General features: G+C 36.5%; 12 protein-coding genes. 4 read left to right on the plus strand and 8 right to left on the minus strand.

Annotated elements, in window-relative coordinates; all coding sequences use genetic code 11:
• Positions 1 to 75 precede the first annotated feature (75 nt).
• Complete coding sequence (locus IWB64_RS09385; protein ID WP_194533768.1) at positions 76 to 1,608, plus strand: choice-of-anchor I family protein; 1,533 nt, start codon at positions 76 to 78, stop codon at positions 1,606 to 1,608.
• 144 nt (positions 1,609 to 1,752) lie between these two features.
• Positions 1,753 to 3,057, plus strand: a complete 1,305-nt coding sequence (gene der / locus IWB64_RS09390) for a ribosome biogenesis GTPase Der (RefSeq protein WP_194533769.1) — start codon at positions 1,753 to 1,755, stop codon at positions 3,055 to 3,057.
• Between the two features lie 291 nt (positions 3,058 to 3,348).
• Here the strand turns inward: der and IWB64_RS09395 are convergent, their stop codons facing one another.
• The 6 genes from IWB64_RS09395 to IWB64_RS09420 form a co-directional block, all read right to left on the minus strand.
• The gene (locus IWB64_RS09395) at positions 3,349 to 3,576 is read right to left on the minus strand and encodes a hypothetical protein (protein WP_194533770.1); all 228 of its coding nucleotides are present in this window, start codon (positions 3,574 to 3,576) and stop codon (positions 3,349 to 3,351) included.
• Positions 3,577 to 3,635: 59 nt separating this feature from the next.
• A complete protein-coding gene (locus IWB64_RS09400; RefSeq protein WP_194533771.1) occupies positions 3,636 to 4,436 on the minus strand; it encodes a TPM domain-containing protein in 801 nt (266 codons plus the stop codon).
• Positions 4,417 to 4,854, minus strand: coding sequence for a TPM domain-containing protein (locus IWB64_RS09405; RefSeq protein WP_194533772.1), 438 nt, complete (start codon positions 4,852 to 4,854; stop codon positions 4,417 to 4,419). The genes IWB64_RS09400 and IWB64_RS09405 overlap by 20 nt, the downstream gene beginning before the upstream one ends.
• 3 nt (positions 4,855 to 4,857) lie before the next feature.
• Positions 4,858 to 5,457, minus strand: a complete 600-nt coding sequence (locus IWB64_RS09410; protein ID WP_155598241.1) for a LemA family protein — start codon at positions 5,455 to 5,457, stop codon at positions 4,858 to 4,860.
• 84 nt (positions 5,458 to 5,541) lie between these two features.
• On the minus strand, positions 5,542 to 5,871 hold the full coding sequence (locus tag IWB64_RS09415; protein ID WP_194533773.1) for a MerR family transcriptional regulator: 330 nt from the start codon (positions 5,869 to 5,871) through the stop codon (positions 5,542 to 5,544).
• Complete coding sequence (locus IWB64_RS09420) at positions 5,871 to 6,848, minus strand: M23 family metallopeptidase (RefSeq protein ID WP_194533774.1); 978 nt, start codon at positions 6,846 to 6,848, stop codon at positions 5,871 to 5,873. The genes IWB64_RS09415 and IWB64_RS09420 overlap by 1 nt, the downstream gene beginning before the upstream one ends.
• A gap of 101 nt (positions 6,849 to 6,949) precedes the next feature.
• On the opposite strand from IWB64_RS09420, the gene alaS reads away from it, so the two are divergent.
• A complete protein-coding gene (gene alaS, locus IWB64_RS09425) occupies positions 6,950 to 9,565 on the plus strand; it encodes an alanine--tRNA ligase (RefSeq protein ID WP_194533775.1) in 2,616 nt (871 codons plus the stop codon).
• A gap of 497 nt (positions 9,566 to 10,062) precedes the next feature.
• On the opposite strand, the gene IWB64_RS09430 is transcribed toward alaS, so the two are convergent.
• On the minus strand, positions 10,063 to 10,623 hold the full coding sequence (locus IWB64_RS09430; protein WP_194533776.1) for a hypothetical protein: 561 nt from the start codon (positions 10,621 to 10,623) through the stop codon (positions 10,063 to 10,065).
• A 273-nt stretch (positions 10,624 to 10,896) separates the two neighbouring features.
• On the opposite strand from IWB64_RS09430, the gene IWB64_RS09435 reads away from it, so the two are divergent.
• Positions 10,897 to 11,208 (plus strand): hypothetical protein, encoded by a 312-nt coding sequence (locus tag IWB64_RS09435; protein ID WP_194533777.1) that lies wholly within the window; start codon positions 10,897 to 10,899, stop codon positions 11,206 to 11,208.
• Between the two features lie 360 nt (positions 11,209 to 11,568).
• Here the strand turns inward: IWB64_RS09435 and IWB64_RS09440 are convergent, their stop codons facing one another.
• Positions 11,569 to 14,832 (minus strand): ligand-binding sensor domain-containing protein, encoded by a 3,264-nt coding sequence (locus tag IWB64_RS09440; protein ID WP_194533778.1) that lies wholly within the window; start codon positions 14,830 to 14,832, stop codon positions 11,569 to 11,571.
• Between the last annotated feature and the right edge of the window lie 472 nt (positions 14,833 to 15,304).

Genomic DNA, 15,304 nt, shown 5'->3' on the forward strand with positions numbered 1-15,304 from the left:
ACATTGGTTGTTCTTAAGCTAACCTTTAAGTGACCGTGGAATTTCATCTTTGGGGATTAATAACCAACCTTGAAGATGAAAAAAATTAAAAGCATTTCGCTTACCCTTATTGCGTTAACAACTTTTTCCTGTGAAAAAGTAGAAGAACTTGTTGGTCATCCAGACCAAGATTCAACAGTAAATACTTCAGAACTTACCTTTACTAAAATTGGTGGATTCGTAAATGGTACCGGTGATGAAGGCTTCGCGGAAATTAGCGCATTTGATGCCGTTACTGGTAAACTATTTGTTGTTAATCCTACAGAAGGTGAAGTTTCCGTTTGGGATATCTCTCAACCTTCAGCTCCTTCCAAACAAGTTTCTATTCCCTTAACGGGGACACCTAATAGTGTTGCGGTTCATGACGGTCTATTGGCAATAGCGGTAGAAAACGAAAATAAACAAGCAGATGGTACTATAGAGGTATACGATACAGCTTCCATGACCTTATCTAATTCTTATTCTGCTGGTGCATTGCCGGATATGGTTGCTTTTAGCCCTGATGGGAAATACATTATTTCAGCTAATGAAGGTGAGCCAAATGATGATTATACGGTAGATCCGGAAGGTTCTATAAGTATCATAGATGTGGAGAAGAATGAGATAAATACGTTGTTTTTTACCAATTATAACGGACAAACTATCGGTAACGAGTTTAGGGTTTTTGGTCCTGGAGCTACGGTTGCCCAAGATATTGAGCCAGAATATGTGGCTGTTTCGGAAGATAGTAAATATGCGTACATCAGCTTACAGGAAAACAATGGTATGGCCGTGGTTGATTTAACTGCAATGACCTTAACGGATGTTTTTGGATTGGGTGTTAAAGATCACTCGCTTTCTGAAAATGCTATGGACGCTAGTAATAAAGATGATATTATAGGAAATTTTCAAACTTGGCCCGTTCTAGGTTTTTATATGCCAGATGCCATTACCTATGCTGAAATAGGAGGAGCGGGGTATATCATTTCTGCTAATGAAGGCGATTCTCGCGATTATGATGGCTATTCTGAAGAAGAAAGGGTAGAGGATTTAGAGTTGGACGCAACAGCTTTTCCAAATGCCGAAGAATTGCAGGCAGAAGAGAATCTTGGTAGATTGAAAACAACTACTGCAAATGGAGATACGGATGGCGATGGTGATTTTGATAAAATCTATTCTTACGGAGCTCGTTCATTTACAATCTGGAGTCCTCAAGGGCAAATAGTTTATGATAGCGGAGATGAGATCGGAAGAAAAACACTAGAAATTGCACCGGCTTTATTTAATAATGATGAAGGTGAGGTAGACGATAGAAGTGATGATAAAGGTGCGGAACCAGAATCTGTAACTACATTAAAAATTGGTGAGTCTACTTTGTTATTCGTGGGACTTGAAAGAACAGGTGGTGCTATGGTATATGATATCACCAATCCATCTGCTCCTGAATTTTTAAGATGGATTTTTAATACGGAGGATGTGGCCCCAGAAGGTCTTTTGGTTATACCTTCGGATGAGTCGCCTAATGGAGAGAATTTATTGGTTATCACAAATGAGGTGTCCAATACCGTTTCAATTTATGAGATAAAATAGTCGGTTTTAACCTTTCGAAAATAATAGAATCCCCGAATTTCATGTTGAGATTTGGGGATTCTCTTTTTAATTTCCTTACGATTAGTCGTTTAGAATTACGATTCCATCGGGATTAATATTACTTTTGCAGCAAAATTAGGAAGTATGAGTGCTATTGTAGCCGTTGTAGGGAGACCGAACGTAGGGAAATCCACGTTTTTTAACCGTTTGATTCAACGAAGGGAAGCTATTACCGATGCCGTAAGTGGGGTTACCCGAGATCGCCATTATGGTAAAAGTGATTGGAATGGAAAAGAATTTTCGCTAATAGATACGGGGGGTTATGTGCAAGGCAGCGATGATATTTTTGAGCAGGAGATAGATAAACAAGTAGAACTTGCCATTGAGGAAGCGGATGCCATAATTTTTATGGTAGATGTAGAAAGTGGTATTACAGGTATGGACGAAGATGTGGCCAACTTGCTACGTAGAGTTAAGAAGCCTGTTTTCTTGGCTGTTAATAAAGTAGATAATGCCAAGCGTGCAGAAGATGCCGTTGAGTTTTATTCTTTGGGATTAGGTGAATATTTTACCCTTTCCAGTATTAATGGTAGTGGAACGGGAGAATTGCTTGATGCTTTAGTGGAAGTACTTCCAGAGCATGAAGAAGAAGAGGATGAGCTACCTAGATTTGCGGTGGTAGGGAGACCTAACGCAGGTAAATCCTCATTCATAAACGCTTTAATTGGTGAAGACCGTTACATTGTTACGGATATTGCAGGTACTACTAGAGATAGTATAGATGTTAAGTATAACCGTTTTGGGTTTGACTTTAATATTGTAGATACTGCAGGGATCAGAAGAAAAGCCAAGGTAAAGGAAAACCTGGAATTTTATTCTGTTATGCGTTCTGTACGTGCCATTGAGCATTGTGATGTTTGTTTGTTGATGTTGGATGCCACTCGTGGTTTTGATGGTCAGGTAGAAAATATTTTCTGGTTGGCCCAACGTAATAACAAGGGTATTGTTATTCTGGTGAACAAATGGGATTTGATAGAGGATAAGGAAACGAATACCATGAAACAATACACCCAGCGCATTCAAAAAGCAATGGAGCCGTTTGTAGATGTGCCTATTCTCTTTATATCAGCATTAACCAAGCAACGTATATATAAAGCTATTGAAACAGCTGTTGAGGTATACCAACGTCGTTCTAAAAAAATAAAAACGCGTCAGCTTAATGATGTTATGCTGTCAGTTATAGAACGGACACCACCGCCAGCTTATAAAGATAAATACGTAAAAATCAAATATATTACGCAGTTGCCTACAAACTATCCTCAGTTTGCTTTCTTCTGTAATCTACCACAATATGTTCGGGATCCTTACAAGCGGTTCTTAGAGAATAAATTAAGAGAGAATTTTGATTTTAATGGTGTGCCCATTACAATATATATGAGAAAGAAATAAAACTAGTTGTAAGTAGTTTTAGATAGTATACATAATCCCTGTAAGTGATTTAGATTAGTCTAGGTTATTTATTGGGATTTTGAATAATGTGGAGTTGTCTTCTTGAATTTCGCCGTCAATTTCTAAAGATTCAATAAGTAGCGTATTAGAACAGCAACCTTCACCATCTGTACGGGCGAGTTTTAATGTTATATCAAAACTATTTGAATCTCCAACAGTTAAAACATAATTGTAAGTGCCTATTTCCCATTCGGAGTCAGAAAGAGTTAAAATTTTCTTTTCTGCTATATCTTAAATCGAAAATTCTATGGTTTCATTTCCTGAAATTGAAATGTCAGAGGCGGTATAGGTCTCATTAGTTAGTAGATTTTCACTATTCTCACTATCTATGAGTTCGAGGTGTAGTTCTGAAAAATCAGCTACACATAATACTGCTGAACAGTCATAATCTTCTGTGTCATCAGATGAACACATAGAAAGAAGAAGAAACAAGGGTAGTAAGAAAGTTAGTCTGGACATGTTATTTTTTTTAAAAGATAGCATGCGTAGGGAAAGGTTGCGTTTTAAGCAGTATTAAATTACCATCCTCCCGAAGCGCCACCGCCTCCGAAACCTCCACCTCCGAAGCCACCGCCAAATCCGCCACCACCGGAGCCTCCTCCAAAACCACCACCTCCAAAGCTTCCGGAACCACCACTGCGGCCCATGTTGCTTAAGATGATAATGTCCCAAAGGTCTAAGCCGTTACCACGTTTTCCACCGTTTTTGCCACCGCCACCACGTTTGTTGCGGTTGGATAAAATCATAAGAATAACGAAGAAAATAATAAACGGTAGAAACTTACCTAATGGAAAACTACCGCCATCGTCAAAAGAACGGTCTTCTTTAAATTCACCATTAAGTGCTTGAAAAATAGCGTCAGAACCGGCGTTTAAGCCACCGTAGTAATCATTTTGTTTAAAATACGGAACTATTGCCTGGTCTATAATTCTACGGGATAGAGCGTCTGTAAGTCTAGATTCTACTCCGTACCCTGTGTTGATAGCTATTCTTCGGTCGTCTCTGGCTAATAGTATGAGGATTCCATTATCGTCATCGGCTTGGCCAATTCCCCATTTATCTCCCCATTGCGCTCCTAGAAAGTTAATGTTTTCACCTTCTGTAGAACTGATAATAGCAACAACTATCTGTGTTGAGGTACTATCGGAATAGTGAATCAGTTTTTGCTCCAGAGTCTGTTTTTGACCTGCGCTCAGTAGATTAATATAATCGTAAACGCTAGTCTGTTCTTTCGGCTTATCAGGAATCTGATATTGAGCCGTTACCAGATTATAGCAACAGAGTAAGATTACGAGTAGACTACCCTTTAGATACTTCATCGCTAAGTTCATTTTTATCACCGTGCTCCCAAGGAAAATGTGCTTGCAGCTCTATACCGGCTTTTAAGATACCATCTATGATACCTTGCTTAAAGTTTCCTTTTTGAAATTGGTTTTGAATGACATCTTTGGTAGTGTCCCAAAAATTATCGGGTACAACTTTGTTAATGCCGTGGTCTCCGTATATGGAAAATTTTCTATCGTTTACTGCAACGTAGACCAAAACTCCATTGGCTTCTTTGGTGTTTTCCATTTTCAAGAGTAGAAACACTTCTTTTGCCCTTTCAATAGGGTCTAGGCGTGTGTGCGGCTCAATATGCACCCTAATTTCGCCAGAAGTGTCTTTCTCGGCCTTATGTATAGCCGCAACAATTTCTTGCTCCTCTTCTGCCGTTAAAAATGCTTCTACTCTTGACATATGCTATTTGAAATCAAATTCAACATCAGGTGCATTTTCAGAACCTGCGTCAGCTTTGTAGCGTGCCATGTCTTCAAATCCAAAAATACCTGCTAGGAATGACCCTGGGAATTTTGAGATGTGTATGTCGTAAAGATTTACGGTTTCGTTAAACTTGTTTCGTTCAACGTTTATACGGTTCTCCGTACCTTCTAATTGTGCTTGTAGCTCTAAGAAGTTCTGATTTGCTTTAAGTTCTGGGTAACGTTCCACTACTACCATTAATTTACTCAAAGCACCTGTAAGTCCACTTTGTGCTTGTTGAAAAGCGGCCATTTTTTCTGGCGTAAGGTTATTGGCATCAATAGTGGTCGACGTAGCTTTTGCACGGGCTTCAATAACATCTGTAAGTGTTCCACGTTCAAAATCTGCTGCGCCTTGTACCGTTTTTACCAAGTTGCCAATAAGGTCGTTTCTACGTTGGTAGGCACTTTCTACATTAGACCAAGACGTTTTTGCGTTGGCTTCTAAGGTTACTGCGGTATTGTTAAAACCAACAGCCCATTGGTATAGGCCAACGGCAATGACTCCTAGTACGATAAGTACGATTAATCCTTTTTTCATTTTAAAAATATTAGGTTATAGTTAATGTGCTGTAATCAGCAAAACAGTGTGTTCAATACATTAGACCATAAATTGGTCAAAAAGTTACAGTTGATCTTTAATTTTAGTCAATTCAACTTTAATTCGCTCTAATTTGTCAATAATAGCGAAGTTGTTTAGTGTTTTTTGACGGTTCTCCTTAAGATGTGTTTTTGCACCATCTAAGGTAAAACCACGCTCTTTTACCAAGTGGTAAATAAGTTTAAGGTTGTCAATATCCTGCGGTGTGAATTTACGGTTGCCTTTGGCATTTTTCTTTGGCTTGAGTACATCAAATTCTTTCTCCCAAAAACGTATTAGGGAAGTATTTACGTCAAAAGCCTTGGCGACTTCGCCAATGCCATAGTACCTTTTTTCTGGGAGATCTATTTGCATTAATCCAAAGATTGATTTTCTTGTGCTGCGTGTTTAAGCATATTCTCAAATTCTTCTGCGGTTAAACTGCCGTAGTAGAAATTTATAGGGTTGATGCGCTCTTCATCTTTCCAAACTTCGTAATGTAAATGCGGAGCTTCTGAACGGCCTGTATTACCTACAAAACCAATTAAATCTCCACGTTTCACTTTTTGACCTTTTTTTACATTGTATTCGCTAAGATGCCCATAAAGAGTTTTGTATCCGTAACCGTGATTTATGCGTATGTGTTTCCCATAACCGGACGAACCATTATCTGCACGGGTTACTTTACCATCACCAGGTGCGTAGACCGGTGTTCCTTTTGGAGCTGAAAAATCCATACCCCTATGCAGTTTACGTGCTTTGGTAAAAGGGTCTGAACGCCATCCAAAACCGGAAGCCATACGTTTAAGACTCTCATTGGTAACGGGTTGAATAGCCGGAATGGCCATTAAGAACTTTTCTTTTTCTTCTGCCAGCTTCGTGATTTCATCTAACGATTTGGACTGAATGGACATTTGCTTTTTAATAATATCCAGACGTTTGGTCGTTGCGGTAACCATTTCGGAATTATTGAAGCCCTCTAATGATTTGTAACGGTTAATACCTCCAAAACCAGCTCTTCGCTGTTCTTCGGGTATGGGGTTTGCTTCAAAATATAAACGATAGATGTTATTATCTCGGTCTTCTATGTTAGCCAAAACCTCTTCGATTTGACCCATCTTTCGATTTAAAAGTTCAAACTGAAGCTCATAGTTTTTTACTTCGCGCGAAAGCGAAAGCTCTCTTGGCGTGTTAATGAGGTTGGTGTTCATTAAGAATACCAAGCACATCAAACCAAAAAGAAATGAACCTATAAAAAATAGTGCGATATTACGATAGCGGCGAGATTTTTTGGCCTCTATCTTGCGATACGATAGCGTATCTGGATCGTAATAATACTTTACCTTAGACATGTATCTATTTTATCCTATTTTTGTGCTGTTTTAGCGGGATAAACAAATATAGAAATACTTTCCTTTAAAACGCTAATTTTTGTAAAACCTTATAATTCTCTATGACTTCCAAGGAAATCCGATCTCAATTCTTAAATTTTTATAAAGAAAAAGGACATAAAATAGTTCCATCTGCTCCAATGGTCATCAAAGATGACCCTACTCTTATGTTCACCAATGCGGGAATGAACCAGTTTAAGGAGTTCTTTTTAGGGAATACTGTTGCTAAAAACACTAGGGTTGTAGATTCTCAAAAATGTTTGCGTGTTAGTGGAAAACATAATGATTTAGAGGAAGTAGGGAAGGATACCTACCACCATACGATGTTTGAAATGTTGGGGAACTGGAGTTTTGGCGATTATTTTAAAGCCGAGGCTATTTCATGGGCATGGGAGTTGCTTACGGAAGTTTTAAAGGTTGATAAGGATTGCCTTTATGTTTCGGTTTTTGAAGGAAGTAAAGATGCAGATAACTTGTCGTTAGATACCGAAGCCTTTGATTTATGGAAGGCCATTGTACCTGAAGATCGAATTATTTTAGGGAATAAAAAAGATAATTTCTGGGAAATGGGCGATCAAGGCCCATGCGGTCCTTGTTCTGAGATTCATGTGGATATTCGCTCTGCGGAAGAAAAAGCCAAAGTTTCCGGGGCTTCGTTAGTTAATGCAGATCACCCACTGGTGGTTGAGATATGGAACTTGGTTTTCATGCAGTACAATCGTAAGGCAGATGGTTCATTGGAGTCGTTACCAGCAAAACACGTAGATACCGGAATGGGTTTTGAACGTTTGTGTATGGTGCTTCAAGATGTGAAATCTAACTACGATACAGATGTTTTTAAACCTATTATTCGTGAAATAGAGATTATAACACATAGCAAGTACGGTAAAGATGAAGAGACCGATATTGCCATTCGTGTAATTGCAGATCATATCCGTGCCGTTTCTTTTTCTATTGCAGATGGGCAATTGCCAAGCAATACGGGAGCAGGTTATGTAATCAGACGTATTTTAAGGCGTGCCGTACGTTATGGCTTTACTTTTTTAAATACCAAAGAACCTTTTATGTACCGTTTGGTAAGCGAACTTACCGAAAGTATGGGTGAAGCTTTCCCTGAGTTGAAGGAGCAACGGCAGTTGATTGAAAACGTAATCAAAGAAGAAGAGTATTCTTTCTTGAAAACGTTGGAGCAAGGTCTTGTTCTTTTAGATCAGGTAATAGCCAATGTAAAAGGAAAAGAGGTTGATGGTAGAAAGGCTTTTGAATTATACGACACCTATGGTTTTCCGATAGATTTAACAGCTCTTATTCTTTCTGAAAAAGGATTAAGCCTAGATGAGAAAGGGTTTGATGTAGCCATGCAGGAACAGAAGAACCGCTCAAAATCGGCTTCAGAGATTTCTAAAGATGATTGGGAAGTACTTTCAGAAGATTTAGAACAGGAGTTTGTTGGTTATGACGTGCTTCAGTCTAATGTAAAACTTGTAAAATATAGAAGGGTAACTTCAAAAAAGGCGGGAGAACAATATCAACTAGTCTTTAATCTAACCCCTTTTTATCCAGAGGGTGGTGGCCAAGTTGGCGATAAAGGGTATTTAGAAATGCCCAATGGCGATGTAGTTTATATTTTAGATACTAAAAAGGAGAACAGTGAAATCATTCACTTTACCAAAAACCTCCCTAAAGATATAAGCGGAACGTTCAAAGCGGTAGTGGACAAGAAACAACGAGAGCGTACTCAGGCTAATCATACGGCTACGCATTTGCTACACCAAGCTTTACGAGAAGTACTTGGTACGCACGTAGAGCAGAAGGGTTCTGCAGTGCATTCTAAATATTTACGATTCGATTTTTCTCACTTTTCTAAAGTGTCTCCGGAAGAACTTCGTGAGGTAGAAAGTTTTGTAAACGCACGTATTGAAGGACAATTGCCATTTGAGGAACATAGAAATATACCAATGGAAGAAGCTGTAAAAGCAGGTGCTATGGCTCTTTTTGGCGAAAAATATGGAGATACGGTACGAACAGTCCGTTTTGGGCAGTCTATTGAACTATGTGGTGGAACCCATGTTAAGAATACAGGAGATATCTGGCATTTTAAGATTAAATCAGAAGGTGCGGTAGCTTCAGGGATACGAAGAATTGAAGCGATAACTTCTGATGCCGTTAAGGATTTCTATAATGAGAATGATAGAATCATTTCCGACATGAAAGGGTTATTGAATAACGCCCAAGACACGGTTAAGGCAGTTTCAAATTTGCAGGAAGAAAATGCAAAGTTGAAAAAAGAGGTAGAAGGACTTTTGAAAGACAAGGCTAAAAACCTAAAAGGGGATTTAGTAAATGAACTGGAAGAAGTAAACGGTGTTCAATTTCTGGCTAAGAAGATAGATTTAGATGCTTCTGGAATTAAGGACTTGAGTTTTGAAATGGGTCAGAACAAAAATAACCTTTTCCTTCTTTTTGCTATGGACCAGAACGGAAAAGCGTTGTTGTCTTGTTATATCTCAAAAGAACTGGTAGCATCAAAAGGGTTAAATGCTGGAACTATCGTTAAGGAATTAGGTAAATTCATCCAAGGTGGCGGCGGTGGCCAACCTTTCTTTGCAACCGCTGGTGGTAAGAAGCCAGAAGGTATAGAAGAGGCCCTGTCCAAAGCTAAAGACTATTTAAAGTAAAAGAGAAACGCCTCGCTATAAATTAGCGAGGCGTTTTGTTTTTAAGAATGTATTGTAATATAATAGTAGCAAATGAATAAATTTGCCTGGACCTTTAGCGTTTAAGTAAAGTATAGCAGGTAGAGAACAGTGTTCGGAAAATGTTATATCGTATTAAAAAAATGATTGTAGGTGATATATGGAATGGCCATTCAACTGATATTTATAATTCCTTTACTTTCTTTTTAGCTACAGGATTATATGTATAATTTAGAAAAAATGTTTTAAACTGATTAAAGTTAAAATCAAACCAAAAAAGGTAGGTGACTTTTTTCATAATACTTAGCAAAGGGAAATCACTCAAATATACCTGGTACATAGATTGACTTTTAGTAATTTAACTAAAATGGCTTTCAAAAATTTTCAATTAGCATGTTTGTGTAATTTTATAAAGTCGAAATTTTATGTATTGATTAGATTTGAATAAAACTTATAGTCTGGATTTGATTTTCAAATTTCTAATGTTTTAAATCAAAATATTCCATCACCGCATTGTAATCACTAAGATTTACGCCATCTCTTTTTAACTGGGCTCTTAGAGTTGCAGCCCCAGACTTCTCGGTGGTACTATTAGATTTTACTATAACAACCTTAAGTTTTGTTATATAACCAGCCCCAAAGGTTGCAGAAGCATTGCTTCCCACTTCGTGAAAATATAACCAGAATCTACCCAAATCGATTTCTACACCTATATCCATGAAATTGCGACCATATCCGGCATCAAGATATCGTACAGCGGGAACAGGAATGTCAGAACCATTCAGAGTTTTTAAATAACCAATAATTAAATCATTATCAATCACATCTTGGGTTAATTCCGGTACATCTACTGCAATATTTCCTCCTGTCTCAGTTGAAATGTCATATAAATATGTCTGGACGTTGGCATTGCCATCTGAACCATTTGCTCCTGGAGGCCCAGCAGGCCCAGTAACTCCATCTTCTAAGGAGCAGGAGAATATTAAACTAGCTAAAAAGGATATTAAAATAAATTTGGTGCTAAATATTAATTTTTTCATAATCAGAATAATTTAGGTTAATTAATTTAAAACTGATAGTTCGTCTAAACCTAACTGTTATTTCAATCTAAACTAACAAGAAATCTCCTCGAAGTAATTCCATTTTGTACAGTTGGTTTCTTTTCTGGTATGAATGGTTAAAAGTTAGTCACAAATGCAATGTATATCGGTGAATAAAACCATAATGTTGAAGAGCAGGAAGCAGAATCGGTAACTGATTTGTTAACCACGCGGTATGGTGCTTCTAGTGAAAATGTATCAACCTATGCTAAAATGAACCCTTTTTCAATGAATACGGAATATGGAGAGAATGAAATGCACTTAAAAAATATTGCAGTACGAACGTATCATGATGTTGATATAGCATGGCGTTTGCAAAACAGATTTCAAAGTGCAAAAAATCAAAATTTTATTGCAACCTCAGAGCTAATCAAGAGATTGCTCATTTTGGGCAATGAACAAGCCGAGTTTATACAAACATTAGGAACGGGTTACCGGAGTGATGGGCAAAGGCATCCTCATTCATGGTCTATTATTGATGAAGCAGAGTGTATAGAGTGGGTTAAAAGCATACTTGGCAAATAAAAGATTGAGATGAAACCAAAGGCCAAATCAAAACTCAAATTTTTAATTCCAATAGGGAGTATGTTTATAAATGACTTACTCTTTCTTTTTCTTATTCAATTTGTAAATAAGCCAGATAAAGCCAACAACAAAATGAAGAAGAATAATGCCGGCAATAACATAAATCAAAGTATTTGAACTACCTCTCATTTTACATTTATCTTAAAACATCCTCAAAACTAAGTATCATATTGAAACAGAAATATGATATTAATCAATATCATTCAGTTATTCTGTATTTAATTGTACTTCTGTTATTGAAAAACCTTAGTCCAATTTTCAACAGTTAAAAAAAGAATTGCCAGTTTAAACTATTGGTGTTTAATACTTAACCGAAAGCTTATTGTTGTTTAAAGCTTTTTGCTTTGCTATTTCGGCTTTTGGTAGAATAAGTTTAAAAGTAGTTCCTTTTCCGTTGCCTCCTGATTCTGCCATTATGGTTCCGCCATGTGAAACCGCAATTTTTTTAATCATATATAGCCCTAACCCTGTTCCTGTTGTATTTTTGTGAAAACGTTCAAAAGGTGTAAATAGTTTTTTTAAGGCCCGCTCATCCATACCTGATCCGTTATCACGTATTAGAAAGCTATTTGTGTCTCCATTATCAATATATTCCACAGCTATTTTAGGGTTTCGTTGGTCTCCCATGTATTTGATGGCATTATCTAAGAAGTTGCCAAAAACTTGGGTTATTCTTTTGCGATCTCCAAATATTTCGGGTAGGTCGTGAGCAATTGTAAGCTCAATATTTTCTTTGTTAAGTTTCCCTTTGATAAGATCTCTAGACAAATTTAATATTTCATTGGTGTTTAATAGCTCATTGTTATTTTCAATTTTACCCAGTTTTGCAATTTTGGTGATGTCCGAAATCAATTCGTTCATGTTGTCACAGGAAATATCTATTAAACTTAAGTACTCTTCTACAGTAGTAAAATCTTCTGTCTCAATTGCCATTGGTACAAGACCGGCAATCCCTTTAATATTGTTTAGTGGGCTTTTTAAATCATGGGAAATTGCAAAGGTAAAGCGCTGAATTTCTTCGTTTTTGGATTCTAGATCATTTGCCGCTTCTATAAGCTTGTCTTTTTGAAGCCTTAATTCTTTAGTACGTTCCGCTACTTTTAGTACTAGTTTTCTTTGATTTTTTTTAATACTTCTTAATTTAAGATAATAGGCGAGATAAAGGACCAATAAAACTAGGGCTACCATTAAAGACCGGAACCACCACGTTTCCCAATATGGAGGGGTAATGGTCATATGAAGATCTAATTCGTTATCTACCCAAACCCCGTCAGAATTAGTAGATTTGATTCTTAACGTATATTTTCCAGGATTTAGATTGGTATATGTAGCACTTGGATTGTTGCCTACATAGTTCCAATCTTTTTCAAAACCGTCTAGGTAAAAAGCATAATTTACACTTTCCGGACGGCGAAAGGTAAGGGCCTTAAAATCAATGTTAATAACAGATTGATCATAGTTAAGAGTAAGAGAATCTACTTGGCTAATATCCTTTTTTAAAACCCCAAAATCATCATTGGGTAATACAGATTTGTTGAAAATTTTTAGATCGGAAATAAATAAATTAAGCTTGTCTTTTTGTTTTGCAACGGCACTGGCGGTAAATATGTTAAACCCGTTTACACCTCCAAATATATACTCACCTTTACTAGTGATTAAAGATGAATTTGGGTTAAATTGGTTGGCCTGCAGACCATCACCTACATCATAATCTATTGTTTTTCCAGTACTGGTATTGTACCTAATAATACCTTCTTCTGTACTTAACCATAAGCGTTTGTTCTTATCGTCTATAATTTCCTTAATGGCATCATTTTTAAGTCCGTCTGACTTTTTAACGGATTGGAAGGAATCACTTTCAGGCATATATTTGTTAAGTCCGCCTTGAGTACCTGCCCAAATAACATTCTCACTATCCTGTATAATGGAGTTGACAAAATTATTGCTTAATGAATTTTTACTATGATAATGTGTACTTTTCCAAGTACCATCACTTTCTGTCAATTTAAGTAATCCAGAGTTTAGACTGCCAATCCAAATATTACCTTTGTTATCTTCAAATATTCTATTTAACGAATTAATTTCCGTACCGTCTAATTGGGAGGTAAGATCAATATTCTCATGACTATTTGTTTGTGGATTAAAAATTTGCACGCCTGCAAAATAATTTATGATCCAGATACGGCCTTTCCTATCTTTTAAGAGATCAACTACGGTATTTGATTTCAAAAATGAATTTTGAGTGTTTAGCTCTTCAAATTTCTTGCTATCCGTATTGAAAACGACAATACCATTTGTCCATGTGCCAGCCCACAATTCATTCTTTTTTGTTTGCAGTAATGAAAGTACCACGTTGCTACCAAAATTTTTATCCTTTAATGAATAATGCTCAAATGTGTCTAAAGTTCTGTTCCAGCAATTTAATCCGCCGCCATCGGTTCCTATCCATATCTTTCCCTTCGTATCCTCATTAAAACAATTCACTAATTTATTACTCAAAGATTTAGAATTGAATGGGTCAGAAGTAATGTGTTTGAATTTAAAAAATTCCGGGTCATAAAAATTGAGACCGCTTTTATAGGGAGCTACCCACATAACGCCATTACGGGTGCATAAAAGAGACCAAATGGAATTACCTGAAATGGAATTTGGCTTAGACACATTATATTCTATGTGTTGTATGGGTTCTAGAGTTTTGGTATAGATAAACAAGCCATTATTTTCAGTACCTATCCATAATTCTCCATTATTATTCTTTGTTAAGGAACGTATGCTAAAGCCTGGGCTTATATCTTTTTTCTTGGTAAGAAACCCTAAGGAGCTATCTATTTTCAATTCTACTAGGACCCCGCTAATCGTGCCCAATAAAAAGTTGTTTTTCTCTAGTGGTGTGGCAGTAACAATCTCATCTGTTTCCTGAAGCTTACTCAGGATTTCCATTTCCCTGTTTATCACTAAAATATTGTATGTGGAAATAACAAGCATACGCTCATCATCCAAAGGCATTACTTTAATAATTTTGTCAACTCTTCTATTCTTAAGTTTTACGTAATCATCAGGAAGCTTAAATTGTTTTAATTTTCCGGTTTCTGGCTGGTACCTAAATAACCCATCTTTTTCAGTGCCTAACCATAAATAGTCATTTAGTCTAATTACCCATTCAAACCTTTTAGATTCAATCTTCTTTGCTTCTTTCTTGAACGGATAAGGGATGACCAGATTTAAACTGCGGTCATATAAACTTAAGCCATGGTTTGTACTAATTAATAAGTTTTCATCATCCTCGTATAAAGAAACTATATACTCGTGAGTAAGGCCGGTTACACTATCTGTAGTTTTATTGAATATTTCAAAGTCTTTTCCATCATATCTGTTCAGGCCATTTCTAGTTCCAATCCAAATAAAACCGTAACTATCTTCCAAAAGAATGGTTGCCGTACTATGGGATATTCCCTTTTCAATATGTTGAAAAATAAGGGATTCTTTATGCTGAGATTGAACCGTATATAAGGAAAGGAGAAGAATATAAAAGGTAAGAATCTTAAAAAAATATTTTAATACCATTTTTATCCTTTTGTAATATACTTGTTTAGGGCGCATTTAAAGGTAAGAAATTACTTCCAAATAAAACTTAATATTAAGTTGTCCATTAAATTCACTAAAGGTCTTAGATTTTTTTATGATATAAAAATTAATAGATTATTTGATACTTAAAATACGTACGTTGCTGGGCGTAATTACTTGTTACCAGGTATTTTAAAGCGGGGAAATGTTAATTTTTTTAATTCAATTTAAAATGAGAAGATGTTTTAGGATAAATTCAGCTCCTGGTTCTTTGCGAAATGCAACCTGCGGTTAAAAATCTGTCAGAAACGGGAGAGGAGCTAGTTTATACTAGTGCCATGAATTTGTTAAAATAAAAGTACGCGAATTATACAGTTTATAATTAATATAGACTTGTGGTTTATTCAACTGGGTCTGTTTATATTTATAATATTATTAAATCTTATAGATTTAACTTTGAATAAAAAAACCT

Source organism: Zobellia nedashkovskayae, from assembly GCF_015330125.1.
Taxonomy (GTDB): domain Bacteria; phylum Bacteroidota; class Bacteroidia; order Flavobacteriales; family Flavobacteriaceae; genus Zobellia; species Zobellia nedashkovskayae.

Excerpts from the sequence above, each read along its gene's own strand:
- IWB64_RS09400 (WP_194533771.1), bottom strand. The coding sequence starts at position 4,436 with ATGAAGTATCTAAAGGGTAGTCTACTCGTAATCTTACTCTGTTGCTAT.
- IWB64_RS09440 (WP_194533778.1), bottom strand. The coding sequence starts at position 14,832 with ATGGTATTAAAATATTTTTTTAAGATTCTTACCTTTTATATTCTTCTC.
- IWB64_RS09410 (WP_155598241.1), bottom strand. The coding sequence starts at position 5,457 with ATGAAAAAAGGATTAATCGTACTTATCGTACTAGGAGTCATTGCCGTT.
- IWB64_RS09415 (WP_194533773.1), bottom strand. The coding sequence starts at position 5,871 with ATGCAAATAGATCTCCCAGAAAAAAGGTACTATGGCATTGGCGAAGTC.
- IWB64_RS09430 (WP_194533776.1), bottom strand. The coding sequence starts at position 10,623 with ATGAAAAAATTAATATTTAGCACCAAATTTATTTTAATATCCTTTTTA.
- IWB64_RS09385 (WP_194533768.1), top strand. The coding sequence starts at position 76 with ATGAAAAAAATTAAAAGCATTTCGCTTACCCTTATTGCGTTAACAACT.
- IWB64_RS09435 (WP_194533777.1), top strand. The coding sequence starts at position 10,897 with ATGAACCCTTTTTCAATGAATACGGAATATGGAGAGAATGAAATGCAC.
- IWB64_RS09420 (WP_194533774.1), bottom strand. The coding sequence starts at position 6,848 with ATGTCTAAGGTAAAGTATTATTACGATCCAGATACGCTATCGTATCGC.
- IWB64_RS09395 (WP_194533770.1), bottom strand. The coding sequence starts at position 3,576 with ATGTCCAGACTAACTTTCTTACTACCCTTGTTTCTTCTTCTTTCTATG.
- der (WP_194533769.1), top strand. The coding sequence starts at position 1,753 with ATGAGTGCTATTGTAGCCGTTGTAGGGAGACCGAACGTAGGGAAATCC.
- alaS (WP_194533775.1), top strand. The coding sequence starts at position 6,950 with ATGACTTCCAAGGAAATCCGATCTCAATTCTTAAATTTTTATAAAGAA.
- IWB64_RS09405 (WP_194533772.1), bottom strand. The coding sequence starts at position 4,854 with ATGTCAAGAGTAGAAGCATTTTTAACGGCAGAAGAGGAGCAAGAAATT.